The 19,658-nt window shown below is 52.8% G+C and carries 16 protein-coding genes and 1 other RNA gene; 9 read left to right on the plus strand and 8 right to left on the minus strand.

Features of this window, described 5'->3' with window-relative positions; genetic code table 11:
* Positions 1-247: 247 nt before the first annotated feature.
* From ftsA to F7R27_RS05390, 3 genes are all read left to right on the plus strand, one after another.
* Positions 248-1,513, plus strand: a complete 1,266-nt coding sequence (ftsA, locus tag F7R27_RS05380) for a cell division protein FtsA (RefSeq protein WP_151703177.1) — start codon at positions 248-250, stop codon at positions 1,511-1,513.
* Between the two features lie 94 nt (positions 1,514-1,607).
* A complete protein-coding gene (ftsZ, locus tag F7R27_RS05385; protein ID WP_151703268.1) occupies positions 1,608-2,816 on the plus strand; it encodes a cell division protein FtsZ in 1,209 nt (402 codons plus the stop codon).
* 184 nt (positions 2,817-3,000) lie between these two features.
* On the plus strand, positions 3,001-4,926 hold the full coding sequence (locus F7R27_RS05390; protein WP_151703178.1) for a trypsin-like serine peptidase: 1,926 nt from the start codon (positions 3,001-3,003) through the stop codon (positions 4,924-4,926).
* Between the two features lie 41 nt (positions 4,927-4,967).
* On the opposite strand, the gene F7R27_RS05395 is transcribed toward F7R27_RS05390, so the two are convergent.
* From F7R27_RS05395 to F7R27_RS05420, 6 genes are all read right to left on the minus strand, one after another.
* Positions 4,968-6,731, minus strand: a complete 1,764-nt coding sequence (locus F7R27_RS05395; protein WP_151703179.1) for an SLC13 family permease — start codon at positions 6,729-6,731, stop codon at positions 4,968-4,970.
* A 92-nt stretch (positions 6,732-6,823) separates the two neighbouring features.
* Positions 6,824-8,353 (minus strand): carbon-nitrogen hydrolase family protein, encoded by a 1,530-nt coding sequence (locus F7R27_RS05400; protein WP_151703180.1) that lies wholly within the window; start codon positions 8,351-8,353, stop codon positions 6,824-6,826.
* 15 nt (positions 8,354-8,368) lie between these two features.
* Positions 8,369-9,184 (minus strand): RluA family pseudouridine synthase, encoded by an 816-nt coding sequence (locus tag F7R27_RS05405; protein ID WP_151703181.1) that lies wholly within the window; start codon positions 9,182-9,184, stop codon positions 8,369-8,371.
* Entirely contained in the window at positions 9,181-9,957 is a 777-nt protein-coding gene (locus F7R27_RS05410; protein WP_151703182.1) for a TlyA family RNA methyltransferase, read from the minus strand. The genes F7R27_RS05405 and F7R27_RS05410 overlap by 4 nt, the downstream gene beginning before the upstream one ends.
* A 161-nt stretch (positions 9,958-10,118) precedes the next feature.
* Positions 10,119-11,066, minus strand: coding sequence for a GTP cyclohydrolase FolE2 (gene folE2, locus F7R27_RS05415; RefSeq protein ID WP_206060382.1), 948 nt, complete (start codon positions 11,064-11,066; stop codon positions 10,119-10,121).
* A gap of 300 nt (positions 11,067-11,366) precedes the next feature.
* Positions 11,367-11,864 carry an Lrp/AsnC ligand binding domain-containing protein gene (locus F7R27_RS05420; RefSeq protein WP_151703183.1) on the minus strand — a complete coding sequence of 166 codons (498 nt, stop codon included), beginning with the start codon at positions 11,862-11,864 and terminating at the stop codon, positions 11,367-11,369.
* Positions 11,865-11,996: 132 nt separating this feature from the next.
* Between F7R27_RS05420 and F7R27_RS05425 the strand changes: the two genes are divergently transcribed.
* From F7R27_RS05425 to F7R27_RS18695, 4 genes are all read left to right on the plus strand, one after another.
* Positions 11,997-13,253 carry a D-amino acid dehydrogenase gene (locus tag F7R27_RS05425; RefSeq protein ID WP_151703184.1) on the plus strand — a complete coding sequence of 419 codons (1,257 nt, stop codon included), beginning with the start codon at positions 11,997-11,999 and terminating at the stop codon, positions 13,251-13,253.
* 81 nt (positions 13,254-13,334) lie between these two features.
* On the plus strand, positions 13,335-13,724 hold the full coding sequence (locus tag F7R27_RS05430) for a RidA family protein (RefSeq protein WP_151703185.1): 390 nt from the start codon (positions 13,335-13,337) through the stop codon (positions 13,722-13,724).
* 34 nt (positions 13,725-13,758) lie between these two features.
* The gene (gene alr, locus F7R27_RS05435) at positions 13,759-14,853 is read left to right on the plus strand and encodes an alanine racemase (protein WP_151703186.1); all 1,095 of its coding nucleotides are present in this window, start codon (positions 13,759-13,761) and stop codon (positions 14,851-14,853) included.
* A gap of 194 nt (positions 14,854-15,047) precedes the next feature.
* Positions 15,048-15,623, plus strand: coding sequence for an alpha/beta hydrolase family protein (locus F7R27_RS18695; RefSeq protein ID WP_206060383.1), 576 nt, complete (start codon positions 15,048-15,050; stop codon positions 15,621-15,623).
* A gap of 453 nt (positions 15,624-16,076) precedes the next feature.
* Here the strand turns inward: F7R27_RS18695 and F7R27_RS05445 are convergent, their stop codons facing one another.
* Positions 16,077-16,871 (minus strand): response regulator, encoded by a 795-nt coding sequence (locus tag F7R27_RS05445; protein ID WP_151703187.1) that lies wholly within the window; start codon positions 16,869-16,871, stop codon positions 16,077-16,079.
* An 82-nt stretch (positions 16,872-16,953) separates the two neighbouring features.
* Entirely contained in the window at positions 16,954-17,514 is a 561-nt protein-coding gene (locus F7R27_RS05450; protein ID WP_240776250.1) for a helix-turn-helix domain-containing protein, read from the minus strand.
* 333 nt (positions 17,515-17,847) lie between these two features.
* Here F7R27_RS05450 and ffs point away from each other — a divergent pair.
* Both ffs and nhaD read left to right on the plus strand, forming a co-directional pair.
* Positions 17,848-17,944, plus strand: an RNA gene (gene ffs, locus F7R27_RS05455) — signal recognition particle sRNA small type.
* 191 nt (positions 17,945-18,135) lie between these two features.
* Positions 18,136-19,581, plus strand: a complete 1,446-nt coding sequence (nhaD, locus tag F7R27_RS05460) for a sodium:proton antiporter NhaD (protein ID WP_151703189.1) — start codon at positions 18,136-18,138, stop codon at positions 19,579-19,581.
* Positions 19,582-19,658 lie beyond the last annotated feature (77 nt).

A 19,658-nucleotide genomic window follows, 5' to 3' on the forward strand; every position in this document is an offset into this window, starting at 1 on the left:
GTTATTTTACAAGCGGCAAAACTTTTCACCTTCAACTTTGCTACTTCCTTGAAATTGATCAAAATTTATCCTAAAGGTGGCAAAATACTGCCGATATAGCAATGTAGAAAACAGTTGAATCTATACTGCTCCCTCGGTGATAATTGGTTTGTAACCGAGATTTTTATTTGATTGAAAAGTTGGCCTGCTATTTGCGTTGTATTACACAGAGCCTCTTCTAATCGTTTTATAGGTGTGCTCAGAAACTATGCTGACTGGTAATAACATGATCGTAGCGCTCGATATCGGAACCTCAAAGGTGGTATGCCTGGTGGGTGAGCTACGGCCGGACGGCAGCATCGAAATCGTGGGGGTTGGCTCTCATCCTGCTACCGGGATGAAGCGTGGTGTTGTTGTGAATATCGATACGACAGTCGCTGCGATTCAGCGTGCTGTCGAAGAAGCCGAATTGATGGCGGGGTGCAAGATTCATTCGGTATCGGCAGGCATCGCCGGCAGCCATATCAGCAGCCTCAATTCACATGGCATTGTGGCGGTGCGTGATCGTGAAGTCTCCGATTATGACCTGGAGCGTGTGATTGATGCTGCGCGTGCAGTGGCCATTCCTGCCGACCAGAAGATCCTGCACATCCTGCCGCAGGAGTACATGATCGACAACCAGGAAGGGATCAAAGAGCCTCTGGGTATGTCCGGAGTTCGCCTTGAAGCCAAGGTGCATCTGGTGACGGGTGCGATCAATGCGATCCAGAATATCGATAAATGCATACGGCGTTGTGGCCTGGAGGTTGACGCCATAGTGCTCGAACAGTTGGCTTCGAGCTATTCGGTGTTGACTGAAGATGAGAAGGACCTGGGCGTCTGCATGGTGGATATCGGTGCAGGCACAACCGATATAGCGATCTTTACCGGTGGTGCAATCCGCCATACGGCTGTGATCCCGATTGCCGGGGATCAGGTGACTAATGATATCGCGATGGCGCTGCGTACACCGACTCAGCATGCCGAGAAGATCAAGATCAAATATGCCTGTGCTCTTGCGCAGCTGGCGCATCCGGATGAGATGATCAAGGTGGCAAGTGTCGGTGATCGTCCGGCACGTGATCTCTCCAGGCAGTCGCTTGCAGAAGTGGTGGAGCCGCGCTACGAAGAGCTGTTTACTCTGGTGCAGGCAGAGCTGAGGCGTTCCGGTTTTGAAGGTCTGGTGGCAGCCGGAATCGTGCTGACGGGTGGCACATCAAAAATGGAAGGAGCTGTCGAGCTGGCGGAAGAGGTGTTTCACATGCCTGTTCGCCTGGCTGTACCGGACGGCGTTCGAGGTATGGAAAATCTGTTGCATAACCCCGTTTATGCTACTGGTATCGGCTTGCTTCATTACGCGCGTCATGCGCAGAGCAGTGTCAGTGAGTCTGGCCTGACAGTGCCGGAAGCGGCCAAGAATCCGAAACAGCCCTCGCGGTTTGTGATGCCGAACCTGCTGGGCAGGGTGAAAACCTGGTTTCAGGGAAATTTTTAGATCGAGCAGCAGTAAATAGAACAAACGTTAAACATGAGTTTAATCAGTTAGATCAACTCGTCGCAGAGCGGGAAAATCCTGGAGGGATATGACAATGTTTGAGCTGGTTGATAGTCTGCCGCAGAGTGCGGTAATCAAGGTTGTCGGTGTTGGCGGTGGTGGTGGCAATGCGGTTGAGCATATGGTCACGACAGATGTCGAAGGGGTCGAATTCATCTGTGCCAACACCGATGCACAGGCGCTGGCCAAATTGGTCACGCGCACGGCGCTGCATATCGGCGGCGGCTTGACGAAGGGGCTGGGTGCCGGAGCGAATCCTGAAGTGGGCCGTCAGGCGGCCATTGAGGATCGCGAACGGATTGCTCAGTGTCTTGCTGGCGCCGATATGGTGTTTATCACTGCTGGCATGGGTGGTGGCACCGGTACCGGTGCTGCGCCGATTGTCGCGGAAGTGGCGAAGGAAATGGGTATACTGACGGTGGCAGTGGTCACCAAGCCCTTCCCATTTGAAGGTCGCAAGCGCATGAAGATCGCGGAAGAGGGGATTCGTGAGCTTCAGGAGCATGTTGATTCTCTGATCATCATTCCGAACGAAAAACTGCTGCCTGTACTGGGCAAGAACTGCAGTCTTCTGGAGGCCTTCAAGACAGCGAATGATGTTCTTAAAGGAGCGGTGCAGGGAATTGCGGATCTGATTATCCGTCCGGGCATGATCAACGTCGACTTTGCTGATGTGCGTACAGTGATGTCCGAGATGGGCATGGCGATGATGGGTACGGGTCATGCGCGTGGTGAGTCACGTGCGACGATCGCCACCGAGGCCGCCATCAACAGCCCGCTTCTGGAAGATATAGATCTCAAGGGAGCCAGCGGCATTCTGGTAAATATCACGGCAGGACTGGATCTGAGTCTGGGTGAGTTTACCGAGGTTGGTAGTATTGTTGAGGAGTATGCCTCCGAAAGTGCCACGATCGTTGTAGGTACAGTTATTGATCCCGAGATGCATGATGAGATCAGAGTCACTGTTGTGGCGACGGGGCTGTGTAAGGCGGGTTCTGTCTCATCAGTTGAACCTATGCGTGTTGCCAGTGGCGATACTCGTGGTAGCAGCTTTACCAAGACTGCTGATTTCAGTCAGATGGATCTGCCAACGGTGGTGAGAAACAACCGCCAGCAGGATGACAAGTCTGCTGCACGCAGAACCGAGGAAAAGGTCGAGCATCAACCAGCCATGAAGCGCACAGGAACAGACGATATGGAGTTTCTGGATATCCCGGCATTCCTGCGCCGTCAGGCGGACTGAATAAGGGCCCGTCGGGGTCTGCATAGACTGTTTAACCTCCAGGTTAGCCGCCCCACTGTGGGCGGTTTTTTTATTGTGTAATGGGCGCATAATACTGTCAGAAGTGGTTAACTATAAAACCACATCACGGATGTGAACAGATAGGTATACATCCAGAAATGGATATACGCGAGGTGTTTCCTGTATGACCTTCAGGCAATGTTTGTTTCTGGCTGCGCTGTGGATTCCCGGTACTGCCCAGGCGACTGAGTCACATTACGAATCTGCTCCTTTTATTCCGCATCAGGCAGGTCTTGGAGAGGTTGTGAAAGGGGATTTGAATATCTCTTCGAGCGGCTTCAAAAAGAGCCTCAAGGGTTTAGAGTTCGCACCGCCATCGACCCGTGTTACATTGCAACTGAGGCCTGTGGATGAGTTTGATACCCACTCACCTGAGGCCGGCTCAGCTGATGAGCCCTCTGAGGGGCAGCTCAAGGCCTTCAAAGTGGGAGATGGCTACAGGACAGTTGATTTCCCTTATATCGATCTCGCATCCCTGGACTGGGTATCTGTTGCATCTGGAGGTTTTCGTTCTGTTATGGATCTGAGTATTCCGGGTCAGCCTTCTGCTTTCCGTATTGGATTAAGCCCGGATTTGTTTCCCGAAGGGGTCGAGTTGTACCTCTACAGCCCCCTGCTGCCCGTCCATTACTACGGCCCCTTTACCGCTGATATGCTGAGTAAGCACCCTTCAGATGAGACCTACTGGTTGCCGGTTGTGGAAGGGGGGCTTGCTCGCCTGGAGCTCTACATAGACCATCCAGCACAGCTGGCACTGAAAACACTTGAGATAGATTATGTTTCGGTGCTGCATGACTCAGTCATATCTCGGCACTTGAAAAGCCTTGATGAGGTGGGTGCGGCGGGAAGTTGTCATCGAAATGTCAGTTGTGATGCCGATAGTTTGCTGTTGTCTGATACGACAGCCAAATACCTGATAACTTCCAGCTTCGGCTCGACATATATGTGTACGGGGATGCTGCTGAATGATGCGGTCAGTAGTCAGGAGCCCTGGTTCGCAACAGCCAATCACTGTGTAGGTCGTAACAGGGAAGCTGCATCCATGCAGTTCTACTGGCGATTCAGGAGTGCATCCTGCACGAGTAATCAGGCAATAACGCCCTTGCAGACAACGATTGGCGGAGGGGATCTTCTGGCAACAGACAGTATTCTTGATGTTTCATTCCTGCGCCTTAATGAGAGGCCTCCCGTTACGGCAAGAGCGGGTTGGACCAGCTCTCCTCAGTCATTGCAGACATCAGTGCGCGGTATTCACCACCCCAGAGGAGATCTCCAGAAGCTCAGCAGCGGTCGAATCATCGATACGGATTATTGGGACCGGCCAGCCTTTCCTGATACACATTGGGTAGTGCGCTGGAGTACCGGGGCTGTCGAGTCCGGTTCAAGTGGCTCTGGGATATTCAATGGTAATAATCAGCTGGTCGGGATTCTGACAGGAGGTTCCTCCAGCTGCACTTTTCAAAGCGCTCCTGATTACTATGGCCGCTTCGATCTCGCTTATCCCGAACTCAGGGAGTGGCTGGTACCTGATCCGGTGGATACTGACAGGGTGCTGATCTCGGGATCGGTTTCGACCATGATGGCTCAGCCGACACCTGTCTGCGCCATGGTGCTGATCAATGGACAGCATATGTTTTCCTGTGATGGTCAGGGAGGTTTTGAGCTTGATGTGCCCCTGGATGCTAATGGAGAGATCACCATCTTTGCCTTTGCGGATGGTTTCGCCCCTTTCAGGGCTGTCATTCGGCCTGCTGCTGAGAGGATCACCTACCAGATCCCCATGCAGGCTGATTACAGTGCCCCTCCGTTCGTGTCTGTTGAAAGTCTGACAGTGCTTTCTGGTAATCGGGCGCGTGCAACAGGCAGAATTACAACGCAGCAAGGCGTTCCGCTATGTTCGATGGTGCTGATCAATGGTCAGCATATGTTTACCTGTGATGGTGAAGGGCGCTTTGATCTGACGGTACCGCGTGCAGCGGATGGGTCGCTGACATTGTTCAGTTTTGTGGATGGATTTGCACCCTTCAGACAGGTGTACAACGGTTTCTGAGGCCCGCATCCTTGCGGGGCTTAATCCCTCTGGGCTTAGCGCTATAGCCAGAAGAACCAGATAGCACCGACGGTTGTCAGGCCAGTGACCAGATTCATCGGCAGGCCCACTTTGAGGAAGTCCGTAAAGTGGTAGCCACCCGGGCCATAGACCATCAGGTTAGTCTGGTAGCCCAAAGGGGATGCGAAGCTGGCTGAAGCACCCATCATGATGGCGATGACGAAGGGTTCGGGTGCAAAACCCGCTGCATTCGTCATTTCCAGCGTGATGGGTAGCATCAGAATCGCTGCGGCATTGTTGGTGATCATCTCCGTCAGCAACGATACCGCCAGACAGGTGAGCAGCAGCATCAGCAGCAGGTTGCCGTTACTGACAGAGACCATATGCTCTGCCAGGAAGCTGGCCAGACCGGTCTTATAGAGGGCAACACCCATCGCAAAGGAGGCTGCTATGGTGATCAGGACCGTCAGATCAAGGCTCTTTTGCATGTCGCCGGAGCTGCAGCAGCCAGTCAGCAGCATGGCCGCAGCACCCAAAAGAGCAGCGTTGAGCATGCTGGTGATGCCAAAGGATGCCAGAGCGACCAGTCCGGCCAGAATGCCCCAGGCTATCCAGGCTTTCTGATGGCGGGGTGTCTGGGCTTCAAGGTCATTGATCAGCAAGAAGTCGTGTGCATGGCGCTGGCGCGTAACAAACGCCGGGCGGGCTTCCAGCAGCAGGGTGTCACCTGCCTGCAGACGAATACTACCCAGATTACCCTTGATACGTCTGGCACCACGCGCCACTGCAAGCACTACCGCACCATAGCGATCCCTGAAGCGTGAGTCGCGGATGGTCTGTCCGATACAATCACAATGCCCTGATACCACGGCTTCCACCAGGCAGCGCTCAGCTTTGTCCTTGGCGAGCGTGGGTGTGCTGTCATCGGTTGACGCCACAATGCCGTGGATGCGAAGCAGGTCGATGATCGCTTCCGTATCACCGGCAAAAACCAGCCTGTCACCACCTTTCAGTCTTTCCTGAGAGGGGACGGCTGTCACGATATTACCATCGCGTTCGATCTCGACCAGATACACCCGCTCAAGATCGCGCAGCCCTGCTTCGGCAACCGTTTTGCCAACCAGAGGGCCGCCATAGGCAATGGCGACTTCGAGTGTGAACTCACGAAGGTTGCTGAAGGGTTGCTCTTTTTCACGTTGTGGCAGGGCTTTGGGTATCCACCAGAGCATGAACAGCAGCCCGACCACTGCGACCGTCAGGCCGACGCTGGTGATGGAGAAGAGTGACAGGCCTTCATGTCCACTGAGGCTCTGGAACTGGCCATTAACGATCAAGTTGGTGCTGGTGCCGATCAAAGTCAGGGTGCCGCCGAGAATGGCGGCATAGCTCAGAGGCATCAGCAGCAGGTTGACTGGCACGCGAATTTTTTTCGACCAGGAGATGACGGCCGGAATCATCGTGGCAACAACCGGCGTGTTATTCAGAAAACCGCTGAGCAGCAGAACCGGAAGACTCAGGCGGAACTGGGCTTTTCTGACAGAGTCGGGTTTGCCCAGCAGATATTTGACGACGATATCGATACCGCCGGAATGGTGGATCCCGGCAGCAACAACAAACATGGCGGCCACGGTGATCAATCCGGGATTGCTGAAGCCGGACAAGGCTTCGGCCGGATTCAGAATGCCGGTCACACTGAGAATGATCAATACGGCCGTCATCACCAGATGAGGGCCGATTCGTGTGAAGATAAGGGTAGCCAGCGCCCCGATCACGAGTGTGGCGCAAAGCAGTGCTTGCCAATCCATGATGTCCTGAATACCGTTGCTGTATATATTCAGGGAGCAGGATAACCTTATCTATTTATCATATAAAGGAATAAAAAATAATTTACTTATAACTAACCATCCATTCTCCAGCGCAGTCGATACAGATCCAGCCGCCTGTCTTTAAGATTGGTGACAGAGCCCTCATTACGAATCACTCGAATACGTGACAGATCAAGGTCGGAGAACATGATCATCTCGGTATTTGGTGTGGTTTCCGACATGATGGCATCGTGCGGAAAGGCAAAGTCAGACGGCGAGAAAACTGATGACTGAGCATACTGCACATCCAGGCTTTTCACCGATGGCAGGTTGCCGACACTGCCGCAGATCACGACATAGCACTCGTTTTCAATCGCACGTGCCTGGGCGCAATGACGTACACGCAGGTAACCGTTCTTGGTATCGGTCCAGAAGGGCACGAAGAGTATATCCATATCCTTGTCGGCCAGTATGCGTGCCAGCTCCGGGAACTCGACATCGTAGCAGATCAGAATACCGACACGACCTGCATCCGTTTCGAACACCTCCAGTTCATCACCGCCACGTATCACCCAGTCACGTCGCTCATGGGGTGTGATATGCAGCTTGCGCTGCTCTGCCACAGTCCCATCCCGACGACACAGGTAGGAAACATTATAGAGGTGTTCACCCTCCATGACGGGCATGGAGCCGGTGATGATATTGATGTTATAGCTGACGGCCAGGTTAGACATATAATTGCGAATCTGGTCAGTCAGTGTCGCCAGGAAGCGGATCGCTTCAGTCTGGTTGGTCTGATCGGTCAGCCCCATCAGCGGCGCATTGAAAAACTCCGGCAGTACGGCAAAGTCGCTCTGGTAGTTGGTAATGGCATCAATGAAGTATTCGACCTGCTCCAGCAACTCCTCCACCGAACTGACTTTACGCATCTGCCACTGCACCGCCCCGACCCGGACCTGCGTCGGGCGGCTGTTGATGACGCTTGTTGACGGCTCAAACAGAATGTTGCTCCACTCCAGCAAGGTAGCATAGCCCTGGGATTTATCATCCTCAGGCAGATACAGCCCCAGCAGGCGTTTGACCTCAAAATCATTGGCCAGCTGAAAACTCAGGATCGGGTCGTAGATCTCACGGCTGCGAACCCGATTGATATATTCACTCGGAGAGAGCTCATCAGAGTGTTCGTGATAATTGGGGATGCGTCCGCCAGCCAGAATGGCACGCAGGTTCAGCTGCCGACAGAGCTCCTTGCGCGCATCATACATGCGGCGGCCCAGCCGATAGCCGCGATAATCAGGGTGGATCAATACATCAAGCCCATAGATGGCATCACCCTCGGGATTATTGAGGATAGTCATCCGCTTGCTGATCAGGTCATCGTAGTTGTGCGGGTTACTGAACCTGTCATAGCTGACCTGAACCGTGAGGGCTATCCCGATCAGTTGCTCGCCATCCAGTATGGCAATCTGTCCTTCGGGAAAGTCGTCTATCAGTTTGTGGATGGTGTGTTCGGGCCAGGAGCCACCGATGTCGTTGTAGACTCGGTCCATCAGTATTTCCAGCTGGAGATAGTCACTATGTTCCAGATTCCTGACTATCAGATGCATATCGTCGTGTTGCATGGCGTGCCTCTTATGTCAGATGGCTGTTTCGTTGGTACTGAACAGCATGGGTTTGTTACTGACCGGACAGGTGAAGCCGAGTTCACAGGCTTCTAGCTGCAGACCGTCGCGGTTCTTGTTGTGCTTGCCGTAATTGGGGTCCCCCATCAAAGGGTGGCCAATCATCTCGAAATGGCGTCTTATCTGGTGCGTACGCCCTGTCTCAATGCGTATGCTGAGTTCGCTGACCCCTTTGTCCTTATCGAACTGCAGGCGCTGGAAGTGTGTCAGTGCAGACTTTCCATCCAGCGGCAGGTCTATCGTTCCTGCTTCGTCTGTTTCGCCGATCACGATGGCGCGATAGCACTTCTTGACTTTGTTTTCCCTGAACTGGGCTGACAGGCTGGCCGCGCCCTGGCGGTTGTGAGCCAGCAGCATCAGGCCTGATGTTTCCCTGTCCAGGCGGTGCACCAGAAAGACGGGCTTGTTCAGTTGTTTTTCTGCGATTCTCATCAAGGATAGATGATCACTGAAGTTATTGCCCTGCGCGACGATCCCGGCAGGTTTGTACCAGACGCTGCAGGCCTTGTTTTGAAACAGGCACTGAACGCCCTCGGGTGGTGTACGTTGCAGCAGCTCGGCATCGTGATAAAGTTCAAGGATGTCACCCTTACGGACGATGGTGGTGCTGCGACGCAGGCGTTTACGCTGGCGCTGAACCAACCAGACGGCACCCTTGTTCATGGCGTCCTTGATGCGCTGCTTTGACAGCTGGCTCAGCTGTGTCAGAAGAGTTGCCGCATCCTGACCATCCTCTTCGGCAGTGATGGTGTGTTTCAGTGAGATCTTCACAATGCTTCCTCAAGGGCAGGGCGGCTGGCCAGTAGCAGAAATTCATGATTGCCATCTCCACCCAGAATCGGGCTTTCGCGGTAGGCAAAAGGTTTTAACCCGTGTGTTTCGCAGCATTGGGTGATTTTTTCCTGCAGGTCGTGATAGAGCGAGTCATCGCGAACTATCCCACCTTTTCCGACTCCTTCCGGGCCCACCTCAAACTGAGGTTTCACCAGCGAAATCAAGATACCTCCGGGCTTGAGCAGCGGTGTCAGTCCCGGAAGTATCAATGTCTGTGATATGAAGGACACATCCATCACCACCAGATCAAAGCCTTTGCCAGCGGTGTGTTGCAGCAGTTCATCGGTATCCAGATGACGTGCGTTACTGCCTTCATAGCAGATCACCCGAGGGTCCTGGCGCAGCTTCTGAGCCAGTTGATCATGTCCGACCTCAATCCCGATCACTTTGACAGCGCCCTGCTGCAGCAGACAGTCGGTGAAGCCGCCTGTAGACTGGCCGATATCCAGAGCGATGGTTCCCTTTACCGGTATCGGGCAGTCCTGGAGTGCATCAAGCAGTTTCAATGCGCCACGTGAGACAAAGTGATCGGCAGCGCCGGGGACGATATGCAGCTCTGTCTCTTCGGGCAGCTTAAGTCCCGGTTTTGTGGCGGTTTTCCAGTGATTGTCGACGAGGTAGCTGACACGTTCATCGGCAATAATCTGCTGGGCCTGGCTGCGGCTTCGGCATAATCCGCGCTCGGTCAGTAGAAGGTCAAGACGTTGCATAGTGTTTTCCGGCGAATGAAACAATCACCATTATATGAGATGTACCGGGTATGTAATACAGTCGGCCGACTTGCGTTGCCATATCTGCGACAGGTGGGCTGGTAGTGGCGTGTGTGAAGGAGGTGTCGGCACGCTCCATTGGCGGGCCGACACTCAGGTGTTCAGCGTTGCAGCAAGGGCTTGTACCCGTCGGGTATTCCTTTGCTCACGACGGCGACAGCATCATGATCGTGCAGGCTTTCGTGATGCTCAACTCTGACCCAGAAGTCCTTGTAGCTGGAGATGCGGTTCAGCGCTGACTTGAGGCGTCTTGCCGCATCTTCACAGAACATCATGTTGGCGCCGTTGAGTCGCGCAAACTCCTGCTCATCTTCGCGTTTCACTGCTGTCTGAACTGGCGTCTGCAGTGCATCTTCGGCTCTGTTGATCAGGTCTATGACCGGCAGGGCGGTGATTTCATCAGGGTCAAGGCGAACCCAGATACGCGCATAGCTTCTCTGGCTGTGCGGTGTGGCAACACTGCCGCGTTCAGATCGCAGCCAGGACTCAACCTGTTCACGTGGCACGCTATCCTGCCCGCTGAAATCATCACGAAATGCCTGCTGCAGGAGTTGGCGCGACAGGGCCGCGGAGCAGGGGCAGGTGGATGAATAGGGCACAGTGACACCCAGCTCGATCGCATACTCGCCTTTACTCTGAACAACCTGAATAACCGTCGGGTAGGGCTTCCAGCCACTGAACTCACTCTTCAGGGCGGGGCGCTTCAGTGGATAGTCGAAGCGGAACTGAATCATGGCTGATTCACTGATCCCTTCATGGCTCTCGCAGATGTTGCTCAGCAACTGGTGCAGCGAGCGGGCTTCTACGGCTTGGTCGGCTGCAAAGTCATTCAGCAACAGATAGAGGCGCGACATGTGGATGCCCTTGACCTCGGGGTTCACTACATCGACATGGATATCAAGATGTGCAACCACAGGCTGCAGGCGTCCATCTTCCTGCAGCATGTTGACCGGCAGGGAGATCTGACTCATTCCTACCCAGTCGAGTGTTTCGCGCGCCAATGGGCGTGCGGTTGCGGCGATGTCCGGCATCTCCAGTTTTGCATTCATGAGCAGCCTCTTCATCAGCAGTGACGTAGTGATACAGTCATATTATACAATGTCGTGTCATTTCGCTTGTCCCTGTACGCCACATGCGATCTTTTCGCAGTTGCCCCAACGACTGATTGCAACGTAACTACGCCGACATCTCCTTTATGGATCAGCAGGTCTGTGCCGATTTTCAACGTAATCTGACAATCTCCACAGGCTCCCGTGAGACCGTGCGATTGGAAACCGCGTATTATCGCCTCTTTGCGTCTCATTTTCAAAGATAAGTGTGTATTAAAACTTTGCAATCCACTCTTTAATTCAATTTCTCTGGATGGGAAGTTGCAGGCTCTCCTTGACGCTCTCCATGACAATGTAGCTTTTCGAGTTTTTCACACCCGGCAACTTCAGCAGCATGTCGCCGAGCAACTCACGGTAGTGGGACATATCCTCAAGTCTTGCCTTGAGCAGATAATCGGCATCGCCCGAAACCAGATGGCACTCCATGATATAGGGCAGATCGGTGACCGCCTTGCTGAAACGCTCAAATGCATCTGCAGATTGGTAAGACAGGGCTATCTCGACAAACACCAGCAGATCATAGCCAAGTCTTTCCGGGTTGATGTTGGCGTGATAGCCGGTGATGAAGTTGTCCCGCTCCAGACGTTTGACGCGCTCCATGCAGGGTGTAGTCGACAGCCCCACCCGATCGGCGAGCTCTGTATAGGAGATGCGGCCCTCCTGTTGCAGGACATTCAATATGTTGCGATCAATACGATCCAGCTTTCGCGGTGGTGATTTTACAGTCTTGCTACGCATAGGATTTCCTGAAATTTTCTTTATAGCGAAATAATCACCTGATTTATTCCTTAAATCAAAAAAAATTTCTGTTTAATTTGACCTAGAATAGACATATATCGCGTTTAAATTTTCAGTTCCGGAGTGGTCGCTATGCACGTAATGATTCTCGGCAGTGGTGTGGTGGGCGTAACCAGCGCCTGGTATCTGTCACAGGCAGGGCATGAGGTAACGGTTATTGACCGTCAGCCAGAGCCGGCACTGGAGACAAGTTTTGCCAATGCGGGACAGATCTCCCCCGGTTACTCTGCACCCTGGGCTGCGCCTGGCATACCGCTCAAGGCGATCAAGTGGATGATGCAGGATCTTGCGCCGCTGCGCATCAAGCCGCAGATGGACCCAGTTCAGATGCGCTGGATGGCACAGATGCTGTCAAACTGCACCGAAAAAGCCTATGCGGTGAATAAGTCACGCATGCTCAGAATCGCCGAGTACAGTCGTGACTGCCTGATCGATCTGCGCGCCTCTGTAGGTATCGAATATGATAACCGTGCCAAGGGTCTGATTCAGCTGTTCAGAACTCAGAAGCAGGTGGATGGTGCCGAGCAGGATATGAAAATTCTGTTGGAGTGTGGCGTCAAGTTCGAGCAGTTGTCTGTGGAACAGGTGGTGGGCTATGAGCCGGCACTGGGTCATGTTAAAGAAAAGCTCAAAGGCGGATTGCGTCTGCCCGGTGATGAAACCGGCGATTGCTTCCTGTTTACGCAGCGTCTGGCAAAGCTTTGTGAAGAAAACGGCGTTAAATTCCTGTTCAACACCTCGGTTGAGGGGCTGGAATCCGATGGGCGTGATGTCACTGGAATTCGCATTCAGGGCGAGACGCTGAAAGCGGATCGCTATCTGCTGGCACTGGGTAGCTTCAGCCCGAAAATGCTCAAGCCACTGGGGTTGGAAGTACCTATCTATCCGGTAAAAGGCTACTCCCTGACGCTGCCTGTGGTAGATGAAGACCGCGCGCCGGTGTCCACCGTAATGGATGAAACCTACAAGATCGCACTGAGTCGACTCGGTGATCGTATTCGTGTGGGTGGTACGGCCGAGCTGACCGGCTACGATCTGTCATTGCCGGAAAGTCGCCGTAAGAATGTCGAATTTGTCGTGAACGACCTGTTCGGTGGCGGTGGTGATATGTCGCGCGCTGAGTTCTGGACCGGTCTGCGTCCAATGACGCCAGACGGCACACCGATTGTCGGGGCTACACACTTCCCGAGTCTGTACCTCAATACCGGGCATGGCACACTGGGCTGGACCATGTCGCTGGGTTCAGCAAAACTGGTGACCGATCTGATCAGTAACCGCACACCGGATATCGATCCCGACGGTCTGGGGATACAGCGTTACCGCAAATAATGGTTTAATCCGGCAGCAGGTGGGAAAGGGTAGTGCTTGCCCATGCCTGCTGCCAATATCATTAAAATTACTGGAGATATCATGTCCAACAAAACGATCATCAGCACTGACAAGGCGCCTGCCGCTATCGGCCCTTACTCTCAGGCAGTCAAAGCAGGTAACACGGTTTACATGTCTGGTCAGATTCCGCTGAATCCAGCCACCATGGAGATGGTGACCGAATCATTCGAGGCTCAGGCCGTACAGGTGTTTGACAACCTGAGTGCAGTGGCTGAAGCAGCGGGTGGTTCACTGGCTGATTGTGTGAAGCTGACCATTCTACTGACCGATCTGGCAAACTTTGCTCAGGTCAACGAGATCATGACCCGTTACTTCAACGAGCCCTTCCCGGCGCGCGCTGCCTACGCAGTGAAAGCCCTGCCCAAGGATGCCGATATTGAAGTCGAAGCCGTCATGGTGCTGAACGACTGATCCATTTTTTGTGTAAGACTGATCGGAAACCATCATGGCAAGACAAGCACGTGCAGTCATAGATCTGGCTGCAATCAAGCATAACTATCGATTGGCAAAGGCCCAGGCACCTGCTGCCAGAGCTGCCGCCATTATCAAGGCGGATGCCTATGGGCATGGTGCTGTTCAGGTAGCAAAGGCATTGGCTGACGAGGTGCCGGCTTTCGGGGTGGCGGCCATTGAGGAAGCCATCGAGCTCAGAGAGGCTGGCATTACCCAGCCGATACTGCTGCTTGAGGGCTTTTTCGAAGCCTCTGAGCTGGATCAGATAGAGTCTTATGGTTTCTGGTCGGCATTGCACACGGATGAACAGTTGCTGGCTCTGGAGAGCAGGCTTTCTGATCCGGCAGCCACGCTGACGCTGAATGTATGGGTCAAGGTTGATAGTGGCATGCATCGACTGGGTTTTGCGCCCGAGCGGACCGCTGAGGTGGTTGAACGTCTGCGCAGGCTGAAAGGGGTCAGGGATATCGTCCTGATGACTCACTTTGCCTGCTCCGACGAGCCTGAGCGGTCCATGACTCGTGAGCAGATCGCCTGCTTTGAGCGTGTCGCATCGGGTCTGGACCTTCCGGTCAGTCTGTCCAATTCGGCAGGTGTCATGGCCTGGCCTGATGCGCATGGTCAATGGTTAAGGCCGGGTATCATGCTCTATGGCGCCAATCCGTTTGCCGGCAGTCAGGAGGTGGCAGATCAGCTGCAGCCTGCCATGACCCTGACCTCTCAGATCATTGCCGTGCGCGATGTCCCGGTAGGTGAGGCGGTTGGTTATGGTTGCAGCTATGTGTGTGATCAGCCTCGTCGTATCGGTACCGTGGCGATGGGATATGGCGATGGCTATCCACGCCACGCCCGCAGCGGGACACCGGTTATCGTGCATGGACAGAGAACCTCTCTGGCCGGACGTGTGTCGATGGATATGCTGACGATAGATCTGACGGATATTCCACAGGCAAAAGTAGGTGATAAGGTAGAGCTGTGGGGTAAACAGCTACCTGTGAGCGAAGTGGCAACCTGGTGCGATACCATCCCCTACACCCTGCTGACCTGCCTGACACGGCGGGTCAAGCGTGAATATGTGGACGCCTGAGTCAGAAGTTGCACTCTGGCATTTGCACCTGAAAACTATATCGACTAAATTCAGTTAACAATCTGGAACTACTGACTTGCTGTGATGGAGCACCGGCGGGGCGGTAGCATGTCTCGCGTATAGAAAGCTCCTTGCTTACAAGGCGCTGCTGCCGAAAAGTGGCAGAGCGCAGCGTTAGCCAAATGGAGATTAGCTTGCACGAAGAATTAACCTTTCCATCGGATAAAATATTGCTTTCAGGTACTCTTTCTATACCTGAAAATGACACCCCATTGCCTTGTGTAATAATGGTTCATGGTAGTGGTGCTCAAGATCGGAATGGTAATATTTCGGGTTTTAATACTCAGATTTTTAAGTACATTTCTGATTATTTATTAGAGCGGGGAGTGGCTACTTTTCGTTATGATAAAAGAGGTTGCGGAAAAAGTGAAGGGGATTTCAAGGTCGCTGGGTTATCTGAGTTGGTTGACGATGCTTGTGCTGCGATTGATTTTATAAGCCAACAATCAAGTCAGGTGGATTCAAAGAAAATCTTCCTCTTGGGGCACAGTGAAGGGGCTGTGTTGGCTCCCGAAATCGCATCTAAAAGAGAGCATCTGGCCGGGCTGTTGATGCTATGTGCTAGTCTGAGGAGTTTCGAGGAGGATGGAGTCAAGAATGCTGAGGTACTTAATCGCGATTTAAATAAAATGACAGGAGTTAAAGGAAAGCTGGCCCGATTTTTTCTTTATAGTAAAAACCCATTAAAAACCATGAATAAGCTCAGGTAAAAGGTTGAAAAAACTAATGCTAAGAGAGTGTGGGTTTCTTTTACCAGAGTAAGTGCGAAATTTTATCGAGAGACGTTTAACTATGATGTTAAATCGTTTTTGAAAAATACCCGGCATCCAATATTGGCTATTGGGGGTAGTAAGGATTTTCAGTGCCATCCCGATGATACGCTTTTAATTAAAAATATCTCACCAGGCCGGTCAGATGTTTATATTGTTGAAAATATGGATCATATGCTAAGGATTCAAACAGGAGATTCATCAATATTGAATTATGCCAGTTCATGCAATGAACCAATAGCTCAAGAGGTTAATCAGATCATTTGTTCATGGATAATTAATCAGAAACTACACAGTTACTCAAGATAATAAAAGTAGTCTGCCCTATCCATTATTCGACGAAGGGTAGGGGGCCTGGAAGCCAGTCGACGAATCAGGCTGTAGCGTTATCCGTTAATCAAGAATACGCTGCAGCAGCTTCTTCACGGTTTCCGGTTCAAAGGGCTTGTCGACCAGTGCGTTCACACCACTTTGGTTGATGTTGCTCAGGTGTGCCTCATTGGCCTCGGATGTCACCATCAGGATCGGAATATGGGCGTGGTAGGAGGAGTTGCGGATAAACTCCGTTAACTGCAGGCCATTCACTTCCGGCATGTTGTAGTCTGTCACGACCAGGTCTATGTTCTCGCGCTCCAGAATCTGGATCGCCTCTGAGCCATCATGAGCTTCAGTCATGAATCTTATGCCAAGATTGCCCAGCACCTTCTGGATCATTTTGCGGGCCATGCGGCTGTCATCAACTACCAGTACACGCAGATCATCCACGTTATAGTTTTCCAGCTCCAGCTCATCCGGTGACAGAAGGTCCAGAGTAGCATTGATGGCAGCACCCAGGTGTTGTCGGGTAAAGGGCTTGGGCAGGATCGCAACAGCGCCGGATTGTTTGAATACTTCCAGATGCCAGCGGCGGTTCTCGCTGGAAACCAGCATGAAGGGCAGGTCGGCCAGCTTGGGCTGCTGGCGGATCGCCTTGAGCAGTTCTTCAGCTGAGCCGTCCGGCAGGTGCAGTGAGCTGATGATCAGGTCTGGGCGGACCTTGTTGATCTGCGCCATCGCTTCCTTGATGTTTTCAGCCGTATCAATCGCCATCACCTCCTCTTCCTGCAGCAGTTGCACGATGATTTTGCGCTGAACCTGTGAGGGTTCGACGAGCAGGATATGTAGATTGGAAGCTGAAATCTGTTGCATGCATCTATCTCATTGTTGTTTTTATTGCTCAAAACAGTATAGCGCCATTGTTAACTCGCTTGAACAGCAGTGCAAGAGAGAATCAGGCAGTTACCCAGAGGATCTGCGCATCCTCTTTGCTGAGTGACACCAATACATGACCCATTTCGCAGTCATAATAGGCGCTGTCACCTTCATCCAGCTCAACCGGCGCATAAAACTCAGTATAGAGCATGATGCGTCCACTCAGGACATACAGGAACTCTTCTCCACCGTGTCTGACCCAGCCGTTATAGTCGTTGAAGTCGCGTGCCCTGACCACGGTCTTATAAGGGATCATTTTCTTGCTGGTCAACTGGGTGGCCAGTATCTCGTGCTCATAGGTGGGAGTGGGGTGGGGCTCACCCTCACCCTTGCGGGTGATATCCCGGCGACCACCACCGGGCAGCCCCTTGCTTGGCTGGGAAAATAGCTGGGGAATATCAATGCCAAGCCCTTTGACCAGTTTGCTAACCGCTGTAAAAGTGGGGGATATCTGTTCGTTCTCGATTTTGGACAGGGTGGAGCGGGCAAGGCCGGTACGCTTGCTGGCTTCTTCAAGTGTCAGATTTTGACTGAGGCGGATCTGGCGCACACGCTGACCCAGCTGAAGTGGTTCAACCATCACCTCAGCTTTTTTGCTGCCATCTGCCTCGGATCCGGATTTTTCGACCCGTAAAAGATGGGACTGGTCAGGCATCAGTGAGCTCCTTTGAATTGTTGACACAAGGTAATGCTACTCAGAATACACCATGCAACCCTTGGGGTGAACAAAACAACCTTGCCATTCGTGAGGTTGATGCAGGCATGGCGACGCTTTATGAATACCTGAGGTCGTATCGAGATTGATAAATTTGCATTCTGGGCGTTTGCAATCAACTGTTTTGCTGCTTATACTGCGCGCCTGTCTGAAGCCGATGTGTTTCAAGGCAGGGCGGAAGCCACGTTATGGTGGTTCTGCCGGTCCTCTCGCAACGATACACCGTGAACCTGGTCAGGCCCGGAAGGGAGCAGCCACAGCGGTCGACTCGTGTGCCGGGATGTGGCTGGTGGAGCCACCCCCATCTCACGATCTTCCCTCAGATTCAACTTTTCGTAAATTTCCGAAAATTTGTTCGCATTTTCTAAACTTTTGTGTCTGTTTCAGATGGTTCTTATGACTCGGTAATGATAATATTCGCGCACTTTTTCAGTGGGCGAAATGGCCACATTTTGCCCGTCCTGTAACACACTTTGTGATTGGCAAATGAATAATAAAATAAGCTTCACAATTCTCACTGGGCTCTTCCTGCTCGGCTTGAGTGTGCCTGCTTTTGCTGCTGCTGGCCCTCTCGATCTCACCGCTTCCGTTCCGGGTTTCATCGCCTTGGTCGTCTTTGTTTTTGCCTATGTTCTCGTCATGGGTGAAGAGAAACTGCATCTCAGAAAATCCAAGCCTGTACTGGTGGCAGCCGGTATTATCTGGGCGCTGGTTGGCTGGGTATATGTGCAGGAAGGTATGACCGGTTTGCCGGAGGATGCCTTCAAGCATACGCTACTCGAATACTCCGAGCTGATGTTGTTCCTGCTGGTGGCGATGACCTATATCAATGCCCTGGAAGAGCGGCGTGTGTTTGATGCTCTCAGAGCCTGGATGGTGCAGCGTGGCTTCAGTTATCGCACACTTTTCTGGCTGACCGGATTTCTCGCCTTCTTTATCTCACCGATTGCCGATAACCTCACTACCGCGCTGTTGATGTGCGCCGTGGTGATGAAGGTTGCCGAGGGCGACAAGCGCTTTGTCAATCTCTGCTGTATCAACATCGTGGTTGCGGCCAATGCCGGCGGAGCGTTCAGCCCATTTGGCGATATCACGACCCTGATGGTCTGGCAGGCTGGGCTGGTGCGTTTTGATGAGTTTTTTGCGCTGTTCCTGCCATCGCTGGTCAACTATGCCATACCGGCAGCCATCATGAGTTTCTTTGTCGAAAATCGTAAGCCTGTGCCCTCGGATGAGGTGGTGGAACTCAAGCGTGGCGCACGCCGTATTCTCGCGCTGTTCCTGCTGACCATCGCTACGGCAGTTGCCTGCCATACGTTACTGCACCTGCCGCCAGTTCTGGGCATGATGGCTGGTCTGGGTTATCTGCAGTTCTTCGGTTATTTCCTGCGTATGACGCTGCCGAGTTCTCTGGCTAAAAAGCGCACTCAGGCCGAGCTGGCGGGTGACAAGGAGAGGATGAAACGTCTGGGTAGTGTGGTGCCTTTCGATGTGTTCAGTCGTGTTGCGCGGGCTGAGTGGGACACGCTGCTGTTCTTCTACGGCATCATCATGTGTGTCGGTGGTCTGGGCTTTATGGGTTATCTGGCGATGATGTCAGATATTCTCTATACCCAGTGGAATCCTACCTATGCCAACGTGGTGCTGGGTGTTGTTTCTGCTGTGATCGATAACATCCCAGTGATGTTTGCAGTGCTGACAATGCAGCCGGAAATGTCACACGGCCACTGGTTGCTGATTACCCTGACAGCCGGAGTGGGTGGCAGTCTCTTGTCGGTGGGTTCAGCCGCTGGTGTGGCGCTGATGGGGCAGGCACGCGGTATCTACACCTTCTTTGGTCACCTGAAGTGGGCGCCGGTGATCATGCTCGGGTATATCGCCAGCGTGCTGGTGCATCTGTGGTTGAATGAAGCGCTGTTCAGTGTCTACTGAGCAGCGTTTGGCCTTGCCCGAAGTGAGAGACTGAGTGGCGACGTGAAGCTGGAACCGTGTTAGGATAACCGCTTTCA

Origin of the sequence: Nitrincola alkalilacustris, assembly GCF_008973755.1 — a bacterium.
Taxonomy (GTDB): Bacteria; Pseudomonadota; Gammaproteobacteria; order Pseudomonadales; family Balneatricaceae; genus Nitrincola; species Nitrincola alkalilacustris.

Coding starts and splice junctions, on each gene's coding strand:
- F7R27_RS05420 (WP_151703183.1), bottom strand. CDS start 11,864: ATGCGTAGCAAGACTGTAAAATCACCACCGCGAAAGCTGGATCGTATT.
- F7R27_RS05395 (WP_151703179.1), bottom strand. CDS start 6,731: ATGGATTGGCAAGCACTGCTTTGCGCCACACTCGTGATCGGGGCGCTG.
- F7R27_RS05390 (WP_151703178.1), top strand. CDS start 3,001: ATGACCTTCAGGCAATGTTTGTTTCTGGCTGCGCTGTGGATTCCCGGT.
- ftsZ (WP_151703268.1), top strand. CDS start 1,608: ATGTTTGAGCTGGTTGATAGTCTGCCGCAGAGTGCGGTAATCAAGGTT.
- alr (WP_151703186.1), top strand. CDS start 13,759: ATGGCAAGACAAGCACGTGCAGTCATAGATCTGGCTGCAATCAAGCAT.
- F7R27_RS05450 (WP_240776250.1), bottom strand. CDS start 17,514: ATGGTTGAACCACTTCAGCTGGGTCAGCGTGTGCGCCAGATCCGCCTC.
- ftsA (WP_151703177.1), top strand. CDS start 248: ATGCTGACTGGTAATAACATGATCGTAGCGCTCGATATCGGAACCTCA.
- F7R27_RS05430 (WP_151703185.1), top strand. CDS start 13,335: ATGTCCAACAAAACGATCATCAGCACTGACAAGGCGCCTGCCGCTATC.
- F7R27_RS05445 (WP_151703187.1), bottom strand. CDS start 16,871: ATGCAACAGATTTCAGCTTCCAATCTACATATCCTGCTCGTCGAACCC.
- F7R27_RS05425 (WP_151703184.1), top strand. CDS start 11,997: ATGCACGTAATGATTCTCGGCAGTGGTGTGGTGGGCGTAACCAGCGCC.
- F7R27_RS05400 (WP_151703180.1), bottom strand. CDS start 8,353: ATGCAACACGACGATATGCATCTGATAGTCAGGAATCTGGAACATAGT.
- nhaD (WP_151703189.1), top strand. CDS start 18,136: ATGAATAATAAAATAAGCTTCACAATTCTCACTGGGCTCTTCCTGCTC.
- F7R27_RS05410 (WP_151703182.1), bottom strand. CDS start 9,957: ATGCAACGTCTTGACCTTCTACTGACCGAGCGCGGATTATGCCGAAGC.
- folE2 (WP_206060382.1), bottom strand. CDS start 11,066: ATGAATGCAAAACTGGAGATGCCGGACATCGCCGCAACCGCACGCCCA.